We start from the raw sequence: 19,093 nt of genomic DNA, 5'->3' as shown, positions 1-19,093 counted from the left end.
GCTATCAGTTTCCTAAGGGGATGGATGAGAGTTGGTTTAGTCAAATTCAGAAAGCTAAAAGTTCAAAAGAGAAGCCTGAAAAAACGTTACCTAAGGGACATATTATATCTAATTCATTTGATGCTATCAAAAATTTGTTTGGCAAGAATGAAATTTCATTTGAAACACCAAATAAAAAAGATTATGGTTCAACATATGTCAAAACAAGTACAAAGTTTGTCAAGGAAGGTAAAGGGGTAATTAAAGGCAATTTTACGAAGGGCATGTTCTCTGGACTTGCCATTGATTTAGGGATACTTAATTTTGACCTTGATTTTTATGATTTGACCTTGTCAGGTAGTAGCGAAATCAAGTTTGGTGATACTAAGCTAGGGACGTCTACTAGTATCGGCACTAAAGGATTAAATGTATCCGCTGGTGCAGCAAATGGTAACAATAGAACAGACTATGGCTTTGCGACTAGTGCAGATTGGGCCAATGGGTTAATTTCTCTGTATAGTAAAAATACAACAAGCAAAGTTTCAGATGATTTCAAGACTGCTACAAGTGTTGAGGTTGGTAAAAAGTATCTTAAAGGGAAACAAATCGCTATAGGTGCTACAGTAGTTGTAGGTGCAGGATTTATAGTAGCGGGTATAGCTTTCTCAGAAACACCAGTTGGTTGGGGGATGATAGGAACAGGCGGAGAATTAATTAGAAGTACATCAGGAGGGTAACTTATGAACCGTGTTATTACATTGATTGCAAAATTATCAATTAAGCAGATATATCTATTACAAAAAATTGTATATGGTATTTTCATTGTTATGATTATAGTACCTTTAGTATTGTACATAACGAGTCCCAGTTCTTTAATGTTATTAATATATGTTTGCTTTTTAGTCACATCGATTCTTTTCATTTTTTATTATAATTTAATAAAAAATAGAGCATTAAGTTATATTTTTTATCAGGAAAAAGATCTAAATAAGTGGTTGGGATTTTATAAATATATTCTAGAAAAAAAGAAAAAAGAGTCTGCTAAAACGTTATATTATTATGCACTGCTAAAATTTTCCTATTTTAGAGGAGAATTTGAGAAAACGATTAGTATTGGAGAAAAGATAAACACTAAATATTTTGATAGGAGTCAGTCATTGCTTTTTGAAATTAGACTTTATATTTATAAGTCATCTTTAATGTTGAGAGATGCAGAATTGATAGAGAAATCGTATTCTCGATTAACATCCCATAAAAATATAAATAAAAAACAACTTGAACAATATAGAAATAAAATTAAGTATTGTAATTTGATTGGCAATATTGTTAATGACAAGCAGTATAACGATGAAATAAATAGTTATAGACCTTCTATTTCAATGAATTTATTACTGTTGGAACACACTTATTTTCAAGCTTTAAATGAGCAATTGAAAGGTAATACAGATCAAGCAAAAGCATATTTCGAAGCGATTTCAAAAGAGAGCTCAGATTTATTCTTTGTAAGAGAGTCTAAACAATACTTGGAGGATCATAAATGAGTGAGATACACCCCCCATTACCAGTTGGTAGTGTCGTAAAAGTAACCGATAGTGATCAGGAATTTGTCATTATCAGTCAGATGCCAGTAACTGAGATCAATGGTCAACAGGGCTATTTTGAATTTGGTGCAGCAACGCTTCCTATCGGCGTGTCTAGTCAAGAGATGATTTTTTTCAACTCAGAAGATGTTGCTAAAATCATTTACCTAGGGTATATAGATGTGAAGTTTCAAGAGTTTGCGAATCAGTATGAGGACTTATTAGCAACTATGCAGTATAAAAAATTAAAGATCACAACTGTTGATGATCATCAGAAGACAAGATCAGAGGTATTTGGATTTTGATGAAATGGACTAATATAAAACCCGTTTTAATCGCTATTTTTTGTGCACTGTTATTCAGTCTTGTTATGACTATCTGCAATTATTTCTTTGGTCATAGTGCAAGTGATATTATTGGCACATGGTAAGCCCAGGATGCAAATGGCAAAAATACAATCATCAAGATAAGCAAAAAGAAACTAGTTATTGATGGTCATATCGTGAGTAACAATCAATATTTATCAGGCTATCGTTATCAATCAAAAGATAATATCATTAGAGATAATCGGAAAATTTATTATTATGGGTTCAGTACAAAAAACAATACGTCATTTTCAGTCGCTTTTCCTGATAAAGATAAGCGAATTGCACTGCTTGTCGTATCTGATAATGAAGATGCATTGAAAGGTAAGATGGTCTATGTGCTAAATAAAAATAATCAACCAGATTATCAGAAATATTCAAGAAAGTATTTGAAATAAATCGAGTTATACTTGTTAGAAGACTTATTTTTAGGTTAAATGAGAGAAAAGTTATATTTAAGAGATTGTGATCAGTTTAAAAAGAGTTAAATAAGTTAATTAGTAGTCATTTTACTACTAGGGAAAACAGGGATGGTTTACCGAAAAAATATGTTACGAAATTAGTCAATAATCCTAAGTTTTCATATTATGTTAGTAAATTATCTATCAATGCTCAGGGAAATAGTTATGGGGCGTTAAACAAATTATCTACTAAAGGATGGGATGTTTTAGCCCCACTTGGCTATGTCACTAGCGTACTTTCTAAATCTAGTGTAGGTGCTAAAATTATTGATGGCAGTAAAATTGGGTTAAAGATGTTTAAAAAACTTGATAAGGTGAAGACATTTTTAAAAGGAAATAAAGGTTTTGGGAAGACGTTAGGTTACACAGTGGATGTCCTTGCTATTACTAGCTATTCATATGAAGAGTATACGAATCCGGATAGTCCGGATTATGGTAATGAGAGTAAAGCGCTATACGGGGCCTTAATTTATTCTTTTATAGTGCTGGCACTATAGAAGGAGCAGAGTATGGTGGTCCAGTTGGTGCAAGTTTAGGTACTATGAATACTGTTTTAACAAACTAAAAAAGCAAGCACCGAAGTACTTGCTTATATAGCTTTCATATTTCTCACATGATTTGACAAAGTGTCTTTATTTGAAAGTCCCTTTTGGGGGCTTTTTTATGATATGTTTTTGTAATCAGGCATTATCTTGAATAATTTCAGGGTCTGCTAGGTGTGGCATTAGGATCTTTCAGCATATTGGTGATAATTTCCTCAAATATAAACTGTAGATAGTCTTCATCAAAGTGACATATCTCTGAAATACTTGAAGCAGCCGTACCATTAACAGCAATCCAAGTACGTAAGTGCAGGTTTTCTACTTGTTGTTCAGTTAAATACTGATAGTTAGCGGCGGTTGCAACTAATTTTTTGTAATGGGCTAAAGAGTAGTCATACATGACTTTTTTATAAGCAAATCCTTTGATAAATAAGGCATGATAGAGATTTGGATTTTCTTCTGAAAACCGAACGAAAGCAATGGGAAATGAAATGAGTGGATCTGCTGCATAGGTCTCACTTAATTTGGTATCAAACATATAATAGAAGGCATGTTTAAGGACTTCCCTTCTATATTCGGTCATATTACGGTATTCACTATAGATTGGTTGCGTTGAAATGCCAAATTTATTGGCAACATCTCGGGCTGTGAAAGAGTCAAAGCCATAGGCTTTTAAGTATTGCAGCCCATAATCAAGTAATATATCTTTTGTAATGACTTTTTTTCGTGCCATTGTTTTCCTCCAGGAAGTTTAATTATTGAGTACCCACTCATTGATAGCATGTGCTACACCAGAGGCCTCGTTAGATTTGGTAATATATTTAGCAATTTTTTTAAGTTCTGGATTACCATTTTCCATCACTACCGGATTACCAACCGCTTCTAACATGGAACGGTCATTTTCTTCATCACCGATAGCCATCGTTTCATCATATGAAATACCTAGCTTATTTGCCAGATGTTGTACAGCTAAACCTTTACTAGCATTTTTATTTAATATTTCCAGGTAGAATGGTGTTGATTTGACAATATTATAGCGCTCCCAGAATCGTTTTGGGAGTTTTTGAATCGTTTGGTCAAGTTTTTCTGGTTCATCAATATACATCATCTTGACTAACTCATGTTTGTTCATCTCTTCGGCTGTCCGATATTTTAAAGGCAGGCCAGTAATATAAGCTTCGTTTACAGAATACTTACTAATATTTCGATTATGTGTATAGACTGCTGACATGGTGATTGAGTGCAACGGTGTATCAAGGCGACGACTTTCCATCTCAATATCGAGGTAGTCATCATAAGTTAAGGGTTCATCAATAAATGCTTCCCCAGTTGCGGTCGCTTGGACTAGTGCCCCATTATAGGTAATGACATAGTCACCTTCATCTAGCAGGTTTAACTCTGTTAGTATCGTTTTAACACCGAGCAGTGGGCGTCCAGTGGCGATCACAATTTTGACGCCAGCAGCTTTAGCTTGTTGGATTGCCTCAAAGACTTGAGGGGTAATTTCTCGGTTATTGTTGACAAGAGTACCATCGATATCGATGGCAACAAGTTTAATAGACATATGATGTATGATGAGTTAAATAGGGGATAAGTTACATAAACTGGCCTATTAAAAAATAAGTCAGTCTATTTAGCTGTATTTATTATTTAGACTCAATTCCTTTCTTTCCTAAAAAGTGGTCATTTTTGATATAGCTGGTAAATGCTTCTTGTTCTGCTTTGAAAAGTGTATCTGGATTAAGGATTTCTCTTGGAAAGTAGAAGCGACTATCACCGTGAGTCGTCCCTGTTAAAGATTTTACTAAGCTAGACAACTCAGATAGCTCAGTTAAGGTTCCATCCTTTTGCATAATTTCTATCTGTGTCCTAGGTGACTTGATTTCTGGACGGTAGAGATCGTAGGGTAAATCAAAATTTGAATGGACGGCTGTATAATACGTCTTATCAAAGCCGATTTTTTCAATAATGTCACGAAGTATGTCCAAATCTTGTTCATCTGCATGATCGTACTTGATCGATTTCGATAATTTACGATTGACGAAAGCCTTACTCAAATCAGATAAAATCGGATCAGGATGTGTTTGCCAATTTTGAAAATAGGTCGTCATGACACCATCATCAAGGTGTAAATAATCAGACAAAGTAAAGTGCTTTTCAAAAAAAGGGACTAGACGTGGACTGGTCGTATCGAAATACGTTTTTTGTGTCGGATAGAGTACTTTAGCTCGTTTCAAAAGTTGATGCAGCAACACTTCCATGGCACGACTAGCCGGGTGGAAATAAACTTGCATGTACATTTGAAAGCGACTAACGATATAATCTTCAACAGCATGCATGCCTTGGATTTTAAAGGCAATGCCGTTTTCGACAGGTGTGATGACGCGCATAATACGCGTCAGATCAAATTCACCATAGGTCGCACCTGTATAGTAAGAATCACGTAAGAGATAGTCCATACGGTCAGCATCTATTTGACTCGAGATGAGCTGGACAACTTGCTGATTGGCATATTGATGGGTGATGACACTTGCCACTTTTTCAGGGAAATCAGGTGCTACTTTACGTAAAACAGCATTGACCTCAGTTTCTGGGCTAGTAATGATACTAACGGTAATGGCTTCATGGTCTGTATCAAATATGCCTTCAAAAGTATGGGAGAAGGCACCATGACCAACATCATGAAGTAGGGCAGCACATTGGGTGACCAGATTTTCTTCTGAGTTCCAAACGTCTGGATAGTTTTTGGTAAACATATCTGTGATTTGTTTGGCGATATGATAAACACCTAGACAGTGTGCAAAACGACTATGTTCGGCACCATGAAAGGTATAGCTGGATGTGCCGAGTTGTTTGATACGACGTAATCTTTGAAACTCTGAAGTACCAATTAGATCATAAATGACCTGGTTACTAACGGCAATATAATTATGGACTGGGTCACGAAAAACTTTTTCTAATTTCTTATGAGGCATACTACCCTTTCTAATGGACTGCAAGTATCTATATTATACCTTAATTTGCTAAAAGTAGCACAAGATTAGGATATGCTAAATTTGAAAAAATATTGAGTTATACCAAATAAATTTAAGAAAAGTTTTAATCTGATTGTCACGAAATTTTCTCCAAAATAGCGTATAATAGATTTACATGTGTTCTTTTGGAACTTGCTAGTGTTAGAGAATTATATAGCAAGTTTTGACAAAAAAATAAGGGAAGGTATTATGCAAAAAATAAATAAGCGTCGTGCACTGAGTTGGTATGAAATGATGATTCGCATTCGACAATTTGAAAATATAATTGATGATAAAAATCGTGCGGGTCATCTCTATGGCACGACACATCTATATAATGGACAAGAAGCGATTGCAACAGCGATTTGTGATTTGCTCGTGCCATCAGATTTAATCCTGTCGACACACCGCAACCACGGGCATGCCATTGCTAAAGGGACTGAGACTTATCCCATGTTTGCAGAAATTTTTGGTAAGCAAACAGGGACAAATGGTGGTCATGGTGGCTCTATGCATATCAGTGATATCACAGTTGGTAATTTTGGTGGGAATGGGATTGTTGGCGGCAATTATCCTGTCGCACTTGGCCTAGGACAGGCCTTGAAGATGGATCATTCAGACAATATTGTGGTCTGCTTTTCAGGAGATGGCTCGACAAATGAAGGTACCTTTCATGAGAGTTTAAACTTGGCAAGTATTTGGGAGTTACCCATCATCTTTGTCGTTGAGAACAATCAATACGCAATGTCGAGTGATGCCTCAGTCATGATTGCAGGCAGTATTTCTGAGCGTGCTAAAAATTATAATATGGCGACCTTTAAGGTCGATGGACAGGATGTCTTTGCTGTACATGAGACATTTTTACAAGCACAAGATGCAGTCAAAAAAGGCCCTGTTTTAATAGAGGCGGTGACTTATCGCTTTAAGGGCCACTCTCGCTCAGACATTGAGCAATACAGAACACCAGATGAATTTTTCAACTGGGAAGATCCAATCAAAAAATTACGAGAAACCTTGATCGCTGATTACGATATTTCAGCAGAAGAGATTGCCTTGATTGATGAAAAAACCTATCAAAAATTAGCATCTGAAGCCGAGCAGGCCTTATCAGATGCAGATACCATCAGTCCAGTAGACATTTGGAAGGCGGTTTATAGTGAATAAAACCTATTTACAGGCACTAAATGAAGGCTTACGTCAACTATTGACGACCATACCTGAAGCCTATATTCTAGGAGAGGATGTTGGGACTTATGGCGGCGGATTTGGTGTCACAAAAGGATTGGTTGCTGATTTTCCTGATCGCGTTTTAGACACGCCGATTTCAGAGGCAGCCATTACCGGTGTTGCAACTGGATCAGCGCTTTTAGGAAAAAGACCGATTCTAGAAATCCAATTTTCTGATTTCTTGACGGTTGCCGTCGATCAAATCGTTAATGAAGCAGCTAAAATTCATTTCCTATCAAATGGTGAACAGTCTGTGCCCATGGTGATACGTGCGGCAAGTGGATCTGGAACAGGTGCTAGTGCGCAACACTCTCAGAGCTTTGAAAACTGGTTCTCACATGTGCCTGGTCTGATTGTTGCCATGCCTGCTAATGCTTATGATGCTAAAGGTATCCTGGTTTCAGCAGTGAGAAATAATAATCCTGTTCTCATTTTTGAACCAAAATCATTGTATAAAACTTCGGCACATGTACCAGATGAGTTATATGAAGTGCCTCTAGGACAAGCAAAAACGGTCGTATCGGGAGATGATCTGACCATCATTGCCGTCGGTAGGATGGTAGAAGTGGCAAAGACAGTCGTTGAAAAAGCGAGTTGCTCCATAGAAATCGTCGACCCAATTACGATTTCACCCTTGGATATTGATACATTAGCATCATCTGCTAAGAAAACTGGCCGTGTTTTAATTCTGACAGAAGCAACTAAGCAATCTGGTATTTCAGCAGAAATTTTAGCGCAACTGATTGAAGCAGGATTCAGTGGCAAAATTAAGCGATTAGGTGGGAAATTTATGCCTATCTCTGCTGCCAAATCTGTTGAATTAGGGCAGGTACCGACTGAAATTGAGATTTCAGAAGCAATCGACACATTATTGAGGGATGACTAAATGACACAAATTACCATTCATAATCTTATCAAAATTGATGAGCAGACGGAAGTCATTCGAGAAGTTGTCTCTGGTGACTACCATCAGAAAAATGACAGTCATTTTTTAGTTTACCAAAATGAATTATCTGAAAAAGTCGTCATGAAATACGATGATGAGATGTTGACGATTACCAGATTTTCTAGTCCAAGTACGATTATCAAATTGCATCCAAAAGTGGCGACAAGGACAGCAATCGCAACACCTGTCGGTCAGCAAGTATTTGATGTGACAACAAACTCACATGAGGCTTTGTCTGATGGCTTTAAAACAGAGTACCAGTTTTGTCAAGGTGCGACCCAAATCGCTCAGTATGCCCTTGAAGTCCGTTTCTCAGACTAAAAAACCGAACATTACCCATTAAATCTATCAGAAATGATAGGTTTTTTGCTTTTTTTGATGAAAATAAGCCTATACTATTAAAAAAGGCTATTATTAAGTGGCCTTAAACAAAAGAAAGTTGGAATCAAGAGTGTCTGAAAAAAATGCTTATGCGCAAGCTGGAGTTGATGTTGAAGCTGGTTATGAAGTTGTTGAACGTATCAAAAAACACGTTAAACGAACTGAACGTCTTGGGGTCATGGGTGCCTTAGGTGGCTTTGGTGGGATGTTTGATCTCACAACGACAGGAGTAAAAGAACCCGTTTTAGTCTCTGGTACAGACGGTGTTGGCACAAAACTCCTACTTGCGATTGAAGCTGATAAGCATGACACGATTGGGATAGACTGTGTGGCGATGTGTGTGAATGACATTATCGCGGCTGGCGCTGAGCCTCTCTATTTCCTTGACTATATTGCAACAGGTAAGAATATTCCTGAAAAACTAGAGCAAGTTGTTGCGGGTGTTGCCGAAGGTTGTGTACAAGCTAATGCTGCCCTTGTAGGTGGCGAAACTGCTGAAATGCCTGGTATGTACGGTGAAGATGACTATGACTTGGCTGGCTTTGCTGTTGGTGTTGCTGAAAAATCAGAGATCATCACTGGAGAAAAAATTGCAGCTGGTGACATCTTACTAGGCCTGGCCTCTTCTGGTATTCATTCAAATGGGTTTTCACTTGTTCGTAAGGTCTTTGCTGAAACAGATTTAACTGCGAAAATGCCTGAACTTGATGGGCAAGTTTTGATAGATAACCTGCTAACACCAACAAAAATTTATGTTGAAGCACTATTACCTTTGGTAAAAGTAGGCGTGATCAATGGTATTTCACATATTACAGGTGGTGGATTCATAGAAAACATTCCACGTATGTTTGGTGATGCCTTAGCTGCAGAAATTACAGAGGGGACATGGGATATCCTACCGATTTTTGAGCTACTAGAGAAAACGGGTAACCTCAAGCATGAGGAAATGTTTGAGATTTTCAATATGGGTCTTGGTATGGTACTTGCCATTTCACCAGAGCATGTCGCACAAGCTAAGGCACTGCTTCATGATCAATGCTTTGAAATTGGTCAAATCGTTACGCGTCAGACTGAAGCGGTCATTATCAAATGAAGATAGCGGTTTTTGCTAGTGGTTCTGGAACGAATTTTGAGAATCTAGTTAAAAATGAGATACCAGTTGCCCTCTTATTTTCCGATAAACGACAGGCGGGTGTGCTTGAACGCGCCGACCTGCTAGGCATTGAGCATGTGACATTTGAACTAAAAGAATTTGCGGATAAAGTCGCCTATGAATCAGCCATTTTAGCACTTTTAGCAGAATTTGAGATAGATTTGGTTGTACTGGCGGGCTATATGAAAATCGTCAGTCCGACCTTACTTGCCGCTTATGAGGGGCGTATCATCAATATTCACCCTGCTTACCTGCCTGAATTTCCAGGTGCACATGGTATCGACGATGCCTTTGATGCTGGCGTATCACAAAGTGGTGTTACCATCCATTATGTCGATGCGGGTGTCGATACAGGGGAAATCATTGTCCAGGAACGTGTACCGATTTTGTCTGATGATACACTTGAAACATTTGAAGCAAGAATTCATGAGATGGAATATCTGCTCTATCCTCAGGTCCTATCAAGGGTATTGCGTAATTGATTGACTTCTCAAAAAAGCCTAAGGGCTTTTTTTGATCTATTCAAGTTTATTTAAAGAGATTAGTGTATGATATAAGATATGAAAAAAATAATCGTGATCGGTATTTCAGGTGCAGGTAAATCTGTCTTATCCAGACAGGTAAGTCAGAACTTGAATTTACCCCTATACCATCTGGACCACATCTTTCATCTACCAAAAGGAGAAATGCTAGATCGTTCCCTGTTTCTAGCAGAACAAAAAAAGATACTGTCAAAAGAAACGTGGGTAATAGATGGTAATTATGCTAGCAGTCTCCCAGAACGTGTGGCTGAGGCCGACACGATCATTTGGCTAGATTTTCCTGCTTGGCTTTGTGTGATGCGTGTCTTTAGGCGTTCTCTTCGGTTTCGTAGAGATAAAAGTACACGACCTGATATGGCAGTGCATTTTGAAGAGCGCCTATTTAGTCGAGATTATGTCGCTTTCTTATATTTTGTAGGCTCTTTTAATCGCAAAGAACGCCCCAAGATTTTGACTGCAGTTAATCAGCGCTCAGCAAATACCGAACTGATTATCCTAAAAAATAAACAAGACGTGATACGTTTTTTATCCTAACTATAAGGAGTAGTTGTGTCTGAATTTACCAATCAAAAAAATCTTGACCATCTGATCAAGATTTTTTTGATGACTGTTAACCAAGGAAACTGGCTTATAAGCGATGCTTTAATTTAGGAAAGATGAGTTGGTCAGCATAATTAATTAACGCCCCTTGGAAAAAGAGCGCGACAGCTGTTCCGACGTTGACTGCGACAATCTGTTTAAAGATGAGACTTAAGCAGATGATAACGATGACAGGAATTGAAAAGTTAGTCCATTGGGCAAGATTCGCATTGCCCTTAAAATATTGGAATCTCAAGATATTTGTCATTTCATCACCTGGATGTAAAATCAAGTTTAGCCGTTGATAGATAGAAATCGCAATTGCGACGAAGCAAATACCAATAATATCAAAGAAAATTTTAGCTGGTAAGGACAGACTAGCAAACCCTAAATCCAGAAAGAGCTGCTTGAATATCCCAACAAATGGGCCAAAGAAGCTAATAAAGATGATATTGCCAGCAATACGGGGTAAATCAATTTTTCTAGTCAGTAATATATTGATAAAAATCTGTGAGCCACCATAAAGAATGAGTACCCAGGAAATCGAAAAATTAAAGTCATAAGCGATATTTGCAGCAGATGCGGTCCACATGCTAGAGCCCATATTTGTTGCTACAGTCAGTCCATTCCCAATGGCATTTATCAGTAGGGAGAGCGTAAAATAAAAAAAACTCTCATAAATTGTTGGCTTTCGAAGCCCGTTTTGTGTTTCTAACATACCTCTATTGTACTATACTTTGTGCTAAATGATAGACTTAGGTAAAAAATAATGGATCATGACTTAAAGAATGATAGGTAGCTGTTGTTATGATAATAACATGATGAGTAATCGTGTCAATTTCTTTTTCCTATTTTTTTCACTCATTTTTAGTGACAATATGCTAGAATTGAAGAATGATTAGTATTTTAGAGACTATTTTGACATTTATTAGAACACATGTTAGCACCGTTATTTTCTTTATTAATATCATGCTATCGCTAGTGATTATTTTTAGGGAGCGAAAAAGCACGTCATCCACATGGTCGTGGCTATTTGTGGTGAATGTCCTACCAATATTTGGCTTTATTTTATATATCTTAATTGGTCGGGGCATCTCTGATTATCGAATTTTTGAGTTGAAGTCACAGCTTAAACATGGGTTCAAAGCAGAAATTGAACGTGCTAAAAAGGCCTATTCCGAGGATAAATTTTTAACCAAGATCACAGACAATCATGTGATTGGCCAGTTACTACATATGCTATTTATCTCAGAAGAATCACTAGTTTCCATGAATACTGGGGTTAGCTTATTTACAGATGGGCGAGAAAAGTTTGACGCCTTAATTGCGGATATTGCAAAAGCAAGCCACCATATTCATGTGGAATACTATATTTTCAGGATGGATAATATCGGTAAGGAAGTAACGGCTGCCTTGATTGCAGCCAGAAAACGTGGCGTTGAGGTGCGTGTTTTGATCGACTCATGGGGATCAAATGGGACCAAACATCGCCATTTTAAAGACCTTATTGCAGCTGGTGGAGAAGTTGTTTATTTCTTTCCGCTTATTCTGCCTTTGATCAATCCTAGAACAAACTACCGCTTGCACCGAAAAATTGTTGTCATCGATGGCCAAATTGGCTATACCGGTGGGTTTAACATTGGGGATGAATATGTGTCGATAACCAAAAAATTTGGCTATTGGCGTGACAATCATTTGCGTGTGACAGGAGATGTGGTTTATTCGCTTCAAAATCGCTTCATCATGGATTGGAATAGCCAGCATCAACATGAAATTACAGAGTCCAGGTGTTATTTTCCTGAGACCAAAGCATCTGGTAATCTGACAGCTCAGTTTGTCACAAGTGGTCCAGATAGTAAACGTGAACAGATTAAGATGACCTATTTGAAAATGATTAATGGTGCTGAGGATGAAATCATCATTCAAACGCCCTATTATATCCCAGATGATGCCATTCATGAGGCCTTGAAACTTGCACTGCTTAGTGGTGTCAAGGTCAAATTACTGATTCCAAATAAGCCAGATCATCCCTTTGTTTATTGGGCAACTTACTATTATAGTGGCAGTTTAGTCGCCTATGGTGCTGAGGTTTATACTTATGAAATGGGGTTTGTACATGCTAAAACAATTATCGTCGATGGTAGTTTTGCCTCTGTAGGCTCGGCCAACTTTGACTATCGGAGTTTCATGCTTGATTTCGAGGGTAATATGGTCATCTATGATCGTGAATTTGCACAGCAACTCCGAAAGAACTTCTTAGATGATGTCAAAGTGAGTCAGCAATTAACGCTGGAGCGCTATGCACAACGTTCGGCAGTCATTAAGTTTAAAGAAGGTATTGCAAGATTAATTGGGCCGATGCTGTAAAATCCGAACAATTAGTACGAATCTTACTCTAAAATGAGCAAGCACCTTGGCGTTAGTCGTCAAGGTGCTTTATAATAATAGATGGAAGTTGTGACACGCAGAAGAAGCCTAAAATGAGTTCTGTCACAATAGCGAAGTTTATCAGAAATATGGATAAATTTGGTCGGTAGCTGCCAATACTAACCTAATTTGGAGAAAAAATGAATAATTTACCAGTTTTTGATTATGAAGATATCCAACTTGTCCCTAACAAGTGTATTATCAATAGTAGAAGTGAGGCTGATACATCAGTTAAACTTGGTGCACATACCTTTAAATTACCCGTCGTGCCAGCGAATATGCAAACGATTATCGATGAACCGATTGCTGAATATTTGGCTAAAAATGGTTATTTTTATGTCATGCATCGTTTTGACGAAGCAGCGCGTCTACCATTCATTAAAAAAATGCAAGCGCAAGGCCTGATTGCCTCTATCTCAGTTGGCGTAAAAGACTATGAATATGCCTTTATCGATGAGTTGAAAGCACAAGATGCTATCCCTGAATTTATCACGATTGATATCGCACATGGTCATTCTGATAGTGTTATCCGTATGATTAAATACATTAAAGAGGCAATTCCAGAAACGTTTGTCATTGCAGGTAATGTTGGGACACCAGAAGGTGTTCGTGAGCTTGAAAACGCTGGCGCTGATGCAACAAAAGTAGGGATCGGACCAGGTAAAGTCTGTATCACCAAAGTAAAGACTGGCTTTGGAACAGGTGGTTGGCAGTTGGCTGCCCTACGCTGGTGCGCTAAGGCAGCACGTAAACCGATTATTGCTGATGGTGGTATTCGGACACATGGTGATATTGCGAAATCAATTCGCTTTGGTGCAAGTTTTGTGATGATCGGGTCACTTTTTGCAGGACATGAAGAAAGCCCTGGTAAGACCATCACTAAAGATGGTAAACTTTACAAAGAGTACTTTGGATCAGCATCTGAATACCAAAAAGGTGAGAAAAAAAATGTTGAAGGCAAAAAAATTCTTGTGCCCCATAAAGGCCATTTACAAGATACTTTGACTGAAATCACACAAGATTTGCAAAGTTCAATTTCTTATGCCGGCGGTCGTGACCTAGAAAGCTTGACAAAAGTTGATTACGTCATCGTTAAAAATTCGATTTGGAATGGTGATAGTATCTAGTCTTCGAGCAAATTTTGTTTATTTTTATACGTGTCAAGAAAAAAACTTGACAGACTAAAACAATATGCTATAATAATAAGTGTAAAGAAAAAAGAAAAGAGATTTATCATGTCTGTAAAAATTCGTTTGACTCGTATGGGTTCTAAGAAAAAACCTTTCTACCGTATTAACGTTGCTGATTCACGTGCACCACGTGATGGCCGTTTCATCGAAACTGTTGGTACATACAACCCACTTGTTACGCTTGAAAATCAAGTAACTTTAAAAGAAGATCGTGTTCTTGAGTGGCTTGGAAATGGCGCACAACCTTCTGACACTGTTAAAAACATTTTGTCAAAAGCTGGCGTTATGAAAAAATTCCACGAAGCAAAATACGCTTCAAAATAAGCAAGTACTTATATTTGTGATGAAGCGACTACTTTTGGTCGCTTTTTTCATAGCTTAAAGTATGCTGTAACTCCCCCCCCTGCCTATTACGATCAAGTACCATCTGATATAAGGTTAGTCGTATATAGAGATTCTTATATGATTTGCCTAAGGTGGTTATTGATGCTAGATGAAAGAGAAAACTATGGATTTAGATGTACAAGAGTTGGTATTAACGATTGTCAAACCATTAACGACTGATCCTGACAGTGTCAAAATTGACGTTGTAGCGGGGGAGGAGTTTACTGAATTTCACCTCCATGTTGCTGAACAAGATATGGGTCGGGTGATTGGCAAACAAGGCAGAATTATCCAAGCGATCAGAACGCTTGTCTATTCTGTCCCAGTTGAAGGTAAGAAAATCAGATTACTGGTTGATAAATAAAAAAAGATGTAATCATCTACGGTGGGGGAAGTCATGCCTTTATCGTTTTTTTGTTGGTTATCGCATTTAATCCAAAAAAATAAAGGGGTCATCAGTCCATGATGATCCCTTTATTTGATGTGCTTATTTAAGTACATTTTCCAGCAAGCATCCTTATTTCAGGATGCCCATGACAAGATAGGGATAGTATTTTTTTTCAACGCTATCTTTCTTCATCTCGGTCGTGTGCTCTGATAAGAAAAAGCCTTGCCATTTCATCATACTGCGATCTTGATAGTTGCGAATCTCCTCAAACTGACTGTAGGACCGGTCTACTGCTGTCATGATAAGCCATCCAATCCACCAGCTGAGTGTCCACCGACTAATTGACTACGCGCTATTGCTCTAGATCCTGCGCTCAACATCGTTGCCTTCTGCAGAGATAAAAAGCCATACTTCTGTCTAATAGCGTCGATGACATCCTGCATCGTATCGTGTTTTTTAGCTAGGCTATCTGTTTCAAATAAGGAAATGAGTTCAAAATTATCCTCACAAAGTTGACCATAAGAGATGGCAATTCGTCTGACGGCACCAGCCTCGTACTTATCGCGAAAAATAGAGCGTATGAATCGAGTCAATGTTTCTGTGCTATTGGTCGGTTCAATACTCATTTGGCCGTGAATGGACGGGGTGGCATCAGAAAAGCCATAACCGACATATAAGGCAACTAATCCTGTTTTTTTCTTTGCCTGACGTAGTCGGATGGCGACCTGCTCGGCTAATTCGGCCAAGACAAGCTCAATCTCTCTTTGGTTGGTGTAGTCTCGTGGTAAAGTCTGTGAGTTACTAATCGTTTTAGCCTTAGCTTCATACCGCTCAAACACAGTTGATTCATCTATGCCGTTGGCATGGCAGAAGAGTTGGACACCCAAAACACCAAACTCCTTTTTTAAAATAGCCGGATGCGTATGTGCCAAGTCATAGACAGACCTAATCCCTAGTCGATGCAAGCGCTTCTCCGTTCTCCTATTAATCCCCCAAAAATCAGTTAGATTTGGAATCTGCCACACCGTCGTTTCAATATTGGCATAGGTCCACAGCGCACGCATATTTGGTGCTAGTTTTGCAGCATTATCCAAGGCTAGTTTCGCCAGTAAGGGATTGCCAATGCTCATACCAATCGTCGAATAAATCCCCGTCTTTTCTAAGATTGCTTGCTGGATATCACGGCACAGTAAGTCAAGTTTTTGTGCCGGATGTAGGGTGGGATCTGGATAGAAGTAGTTAAGCGAACTTGTCAAATCAACAAAGCCTTCATCAATCGAATACCAACAAATCTCATCCAAGGCAACAAAGTCCTGGATGATATGCTGGATTTCCATGTTTTTCTCGATATAGGCGGACATCCGAGGTGGCGTGACAATCGTGTGTTTTGCCCAGGATTCGATAAAGGCAACCTGTGCTTTAGCGGGAGCAGCTGCTTTGCCTAGCCAGTCTCTAGTCGCGGTTTGATAATATCTTTGGTAGTTAAATTTTTTTGTTGTGATATAGAAGGGAAGATCACGACTTCGACTGACGTTTGCTTTGCCAAATACGTGTTTGAATGTAGGTGAACTAGCTAGAATTAAACCACTAGAATTGGCAGCGTGACTCATGACACACAAGGAGGTGGTTAAAGGATCAAGACCGCGTGCCACACACTCAACACTAGCATAGAAAGATTTCATATCGATAAAAGCAATCGCTCGGTGCTGTTCTTTACTGTAATCAAAATCGGGTGTAATCATAGGTCGTGCCTGCTTAACTTTCCTTGTCTATCGGTACAAAGTTACCGATAATCTTCCCTATAATCCGCGGTTCTTCATCAAATGGGGCAAACTTATCCTTATATTTAGGGTTTGAGGAGACCAGACGAAGACCGCTAGCTTCCTTGTAGACATGTTTGATATAGGTTTGTCCATCCCATTCGATGGCATAAACAGCGCCATCATAGTCAAAGCTGGTATCTCTGATGAGGGCAACAGATCCATTTTCAAACTCAGGCTCCATGGAGTCACCAAATACCCAGGATGCAAAATCATAGTCATAAGGCTTGTCAGAATAGACCGTGTCGTAGGCCCCATCGTCAAAATAGCCGAATCCTGTTCCTGCCGATAACTTTTCATAGACTTGGTTTGGAAAAAGTGGTCTAATCTTGCTGCTCGCAAGATCACGAATTTGCTCCTGTTCTTGCAAGGTCGTATAAGACAGTACCTTTTCTTGTCGCAGCTCAGTTAAGCGATCATAGACGGCAATCAACTCGTCCTTTGTATCTTTGGTAAGTGCCGAGAGTGTCACATCAAATAAGCTAGCTAACTTGGTTAACTTATCTGCCTTAGGCTTTGTCGTTCCCTTTTCCCAAAAGCCATAGGCAGGTCTTGACACGCCTATCTGCCTAGCGACATCTCCCTGACTTAAGCCATGCATGCGGCGTAAATCGCGTAGATTTTTACTGATGCTCATGTGTTGTCCTTTCCATAAAAAGAGTGGTAAGTTTTTAACTTACCACTAGTTTAATCTTTTTTTTAGATTTGGTCAAGATATAAAATCAATATTAGGAAAAAATAAATGCTTTACCTTTAGAAGCATTATTTCGGCTATGGCAGTATCGTAAATTAATCATACAACTTAGTGCTGTTTTTTGAGATTGCCTTGATGTCATTATCCCAGTAGTTGATACTTTCAAAACTACCTGCCCTAAAATAGAGGGGAAGTCTCTGCCTAATTTCTGCTTGCATTGGCAAGGTGTCAAGTGAACTAATTGGCCACCATTTTGGGATGCCTTCGCGAGATGCTTTCAGTGAGCCAGAAAATGCTGTGCAGAGGAAGTCATAGTAGACGTGTCGTTCATAAGCTCCCTCATTGGTGAAGCCAGAAATGCCTTTTAAGACTAAGTTTGTTGCGACAAGTCCTGTTTCTTCTTCAAGTTCCCTTACGGCGGCCTCAAAAAAGCTTTCTGGAAAGATAACTTTGCCACCAGGTGGAATCCAGCCCTTGAAGTTATCGTGCTGTCGATTAATTAATAAGATATGATCGCCATTTTTGACGCAGATATTGACAAAACTGATAATCTTTTCCATAAATTCCTCTTCTTGTTAGTGATCCATCAACATCTCATCAAATCATAGGGATAGGTGTGATGAAGATAACGATTAGTTCATCTCCTTAAGCCGTTTCTTTTGCCTACCATCAGGCGTAAAATTATTTGGATTTAACCAAGCCAGCAGTTGCTGCTTTTGCTTAGGCCATTCAATGTCCAACATCGACAGCCACGTCGTATCTCTATTTCGTCCCTTATAGATAAGCGCTTGTCTAAACGTTCCCTCTTTAGAAAATCCCAAGCGTCGGGCTGCAGCAATAGATGGGGCATTTAATGCATCGCATTTCCATTCATATCTGCGATAGCCTAGGTCGTCAAAAACATAGCTTGCCAGCAAAAATTGGGCTTCTGTCGCGACACGAGTCGACTTGAGGCTATCTGAATAAATGACATAACCTACCTCAGCACTACCTTGTTGCCTATCTATCCGCATCAAGGCTAGACTGCCTAATGCCTTGCCGCTTATTTTGTCTATAATTGCGTAATGTAGCTGCTCTTCAGATTGGCTCATTGACGTCAAATGTGCTTCAAAGGAGGTTAGGTCGGAAAAGCGTTCAAAAGGCAAGTAGGTCCAATTGCTCAGTTGACTTTCAGGGCCATAGACATGATATAGGTCTGCCAGATGTCTATTTACGGTAACAGGTACTAGTCGACAATACTGGCCTTCAAGTATGATCTTTTTAGGCTGTGGCCGACTAGTCCAATTTGGGAGTGGGTTTCCTATTTGTTGTTTAAACGCATTTTCTATCATATGCATCACCTCTATATATAGGATAACATTTAAGGGCTTATTTGTAAGTGGTGAGTATGTAGGTGAGAGAAGAATAGACCCACTTAAAAT

Annotated in this window: 23 protein-coding genes; 14 read left to right on the top strand and 9 right to left on the bottom strand. The window is 38.7% G+C overall.

Going from position 1 to position 19,093, the window contains the following annotated elements; translation table 11 throughout:
• The 4 genes from RU86_RS12075 to RU86_RS07000 all read left to right on the top strand — a co-directional run.
• On the top strand, positions 1 to 716 hold a 716-nt coding region (locus tag RU86_RS12075; protein WP_179296237.1), incomplete at its 5' end, for a hypothetical protein.
• Positions 717 to 719: 3 nt separating this feature from the next.
• A complete protein-coding gene (locus RU86_RS07010; protein ID WP_096814696.1) occupies positions 720 to 1,520 on the top strand; it encodes a hypothetical protein in 801 nt (266 codons plus the stop codon).
• The gene (locus RU86_RS07005; RefSeq protein ID WP_096814695.1) at positions 1,517 to 1,864 is read left to right on the top strand and encodes a DUF4176 domain-containing protein; all 348 of its coding nucleotides are present in this window, start codon (positions 1,517 to 1,519) and stop codon (positions 1,862 to 1,864) included. The genes RU86_RS07010 and RU86_RS07005 overlap by 4 nt, the downstream gene beginning before the upstream one ends.
• A 197-nt stretch (positions 1,865 to 2,061) precedes the next feature.
• Entirely contained in the window at positions 2,062 to 2,322 is a 261-nt protein-coding gene (locus tag RU86_RS07000) for a hypothetical protein (RefSeq protein WP_096814694.1), read from the top strand.
• Positions 2,323 to 3,087: 765 nt separating this feature from the next.
• On the opposite strand, the gene RU86_RS06995 is transcribed toward RU86_RS07000, so the two are convergent.
• From RU86_RS06995 to RU86_RS06985, 3 genes are all read right to left on the bottom strand, one after another.
• The gene (locus RU86_RS06995) at positions 3,088 to 3,660 is read right to left on the bottom strand and encodes a TetR/AcrR family transcriptional regulator (RefSeq protein ID WP_096814693.1); all 573 of its coding nucleotides are present in this window, start codon (positions 3,658 to 3,660) and stop codon (positions 3,088 to 3,090) included.
• 18 nt (positions 3,661 to 3,678) lie between these two features.
• Positions 3,679 to 4,491 carry a sugar-phosphatase gene (yidA, locus tag RU86_RS06990; protein WP_096814692.1) on the bottom strand — a complete coding sequence of 271 codons (813 nt, stop codon included), beginning with the start codon at positions 4,489 to 4,491 and terminating at the stop codon, positions 3,679 to 3,681.
• 82 nt (positions 4,492 to 4,573) lie between these two features.
• Positions 4,574 to 5,902 (bottom strand): HD domain-containing protein, encoded by a 1,329-nt coding sequence (locus RU86_RS06985; RefSeq protein WP_096814691.1) that lies wholly within the window; start codon positions 5,900 to 5,902, stop codon positions 4,574 to 4,576.
• Positions 5,903 to 6,151: 249 nt separating this feature from the next.
• Here RU86_RS06985 and RU86_RS06980 point away from each other — a divergent pair, with 249 nt between their 5' ends.
• The 6 genes from RU86_RS06980 to RU86_RS06955 all read left to right on the top strand — a co-directional run bounded on the left by RU86_RS06980 (position 6,152) and on the right by RU86_RS06955 (position 10,724).
• On the top strand, positions 6,152 to 7,105 hold the full coding sequence (locus RU86_RS06980) for a thiamine pyrophosphate-dependent dehydrogenase E1 component subunit alpha (RefSeq protein ID WP_096814690.1): 954 nt from the start codon (positions 6,152 to 6,154) through the stop codon (positions 7,103 to 7,105).
• Positions 7,098 to 8,054: an alpha-ketoacid dehydrogenase subunit beta gene (locus tag RU86_RS06975; protein ID WP_096814689.1), complete on the top strand. Its 957-nt coding sequence runs from the start codon at positions 7,098 to 7,100 to the stop codon at positions 8,052 to 8,054. Before RU86_RS06980 ends, RU86_RS06975 begins: the two co-directional genes overlap by 8 nt.
• Entirely contained in the window at positions 8,055 to 8,435 is a 381-nt protein-coding gene (locus RU86_RS06970; RefSeq protein ID WP_096814688.1) for a YwiB family protein, read from the top strand.
• A 130-nt stretch (positions 8,436 to 8,565) separates the two neighbouring features.
• Complete coding sequence (gene purM / locus RU86_RS06965; protein WP_096814687.1) at positions 8,566 to 9,588, top strand: phosphoribosylformylglycinamidine cyclo-ligase; 1,023 nt, start codon at positions 8,566 to 8,568, stop codon at positions 9,586 to 9,588.
• Positions 9,585 to 10,130: a phosphoribosylglycinamide formyltransferase gene (purN, locus tag RU86_RS06960; protein WP_096814686.1), complete on the top strand. Its 546-nt coding sequence runs from the start codon at positions 9,585 to 9,587 to the stop codon at positions 10,128 to 10,130. The genes purM and purN overlap by 4 nt, the downstream gene beginning before the upstream one ends.
• Before the next feature lie 78 nt (positions 10,131 to 10,208).
• A complete protein-coding gene (locus RU86_RS06955) occupies positions 10,209 to 10,724 on the top strand; it encodes a P-loop NTPase family protein (protein WP_096814685.1) in 516 nt (171 codons plus the stop codon).
• A 94-nt stretch (positions 10,725 to 10,818) separates the two neighbouring features.
• Here RU86_RS06955 and RU86_RS06950 read toward each other — a convergent pair whose 3' ends face one another.
• Positions 10,819 to 11,487, bottom strand: coding sequence for a DUF6198 family protein (locus RU86_RS06950; protein ID WP_047915425.1), 669 nt, complete (start codon positions 11,485 to 11,487; stop codon positions 10,819 to 10,821).
• A gap of 176 nt (positions 11,488 to 11,663) precedes the next feature.
• On the opposite strand from RU86_RS06950, the gene cls reads away from it, so the two are divergent.
• The 4 genes from cls (at position 11,664) to RU86_RS06930 (ending at position 15,134) form a co-directional block, all read left to right on the top strand.
• The gene (gene cls / locus RU86_RS06945; protein WP_096814684.1) at positions 11,664 to 13,136 is read left to right on the top strand and encodes a cardiolipin synthase; all 1,473 of its coding nucleotides are present in this window, start codon (positions 11,664 to 11,666) and stop codon (positions 13,134 to 13,136) included.
• A gap of 200 nt (positions 13,137 to 13,336) precedes the next feature.
• Entirely contained in the window at positions 13,337 to 14,323 is a 987-nt protein-coding gene (gene guaC / locus RU86_RS06940) for a GMP reductase (RefSeq protein ID WP_096814683.1), read from the top strand.
• 108 nt (positions 14,324 to 14,431) lie between these two features.
• The gene (gene rpsP, locus RU86_RS06935) at positions 14,432 to 14,710 is read left to right on the top strand and encodes a 30S ribosomal protein S16 (protein ID WP_079505938.1); all 279 of its coding nucleotides are present in this window, start codon (positions 14,432 to 14,434) and stop codon (positions 14,708 to 14,710) included.
• A 184-nt stretch (positions 14,711 to 14,894) separates the two neighbouring features.
• On the top strand, positions 14,895 to 15,134 hold the full coding sequence (locus RU86_RS06930) for a KH domain-containing protein (RefSeq protein ID WP_047915429.1): 240 nt from the start codon (positions 14,895 to 14,897) through the stop codon (positions 15,132 to 15,134).
• Between the two features lie 153 nt (positions 15,135 to 15,287).
• Here the strand turns inward: RU86_RS06930 and RU86_RS12070 are convergent, their stop codons facing one another.
• The 5 genes from RU86_RS12070 to RU86_RS06910 form a co-directional block, all read right to left on the bottom strand.
• A complete protein-coding gene (locus RU86_RS12070; protein ID WP_179296236.1) occupies positions 15,288 to 15,458 on the bottom strand; it encodes a hypothetical protein in 171 nt (56 codons plus the stop codon).
• Positions 15,455 to 16,900, bottom strand: coding sequence for a Y-family DNA polymerase (locus tag RU86_RS06925; protein WP_096814682.1), 1,446 nt, complete (start codon positions 16,898 to 16,900; stop codon positions 15,455 to 15,457). Before RU86_RS06925 ends, RU86_RS12070 begins: the two co-directional genes overlap by 4 nt.
• Before the next feature lie 13 nt (positions 16,901 to 16,913).
• Positions 16,914 to 17,615, bottom strand: coding sequence for an XRE family transcriptional regulator (locus RU86_RS06920; protein ID WP_096814681.1), 702 nt, complete (start codon positions 17,613 to 17,615; stop codon positions 16,914 to 16,916).
• A gap of 152 nt (positions 17,616 to 17,767) precedes the next feature.
• Positions 17,768 to 18,232 (bottom strand): 8-oxo-dGTP diphosphatase, encoded by a 465-nt coding sequence (locus RU86_RS06915; protein ID WP_096814680.1) that lies wholly within the window; start codon positions 18,230 to 18,232, stop codon positions 17,768 to 17,770.
• A 72-nt stretch (positions 18,233 to 18,304) separates the two neighbouring features.
• On the bottom strand, positions 18,305 to 19,003 hold the full coding sequence (locus RU86_RS06910) for a GNAT family N-acetyltransferase (protein ID WP_218839034.1): 699 nt from the start codon (positions 19,001 to 19,003) through the stop codon (positions 18,305 to 18,307).
• Between the last annotated feature and the right edge of the window lie 90 nt (positions 19,004 to 19,093).

This window comes from Pseudolactococcus piscium (assembly GCF_002441695.1).
GTDB lineage: Bacteria > Bacillota > Bacilli > Lactobacillales > Streptococcaceae > Pseudolactococcus > Pseudolactococcus piscium.
Note: the sequence above shows the minus strand (reverse complement) of the source record. Positions and strands in the feature narration are given on the sequence as shown.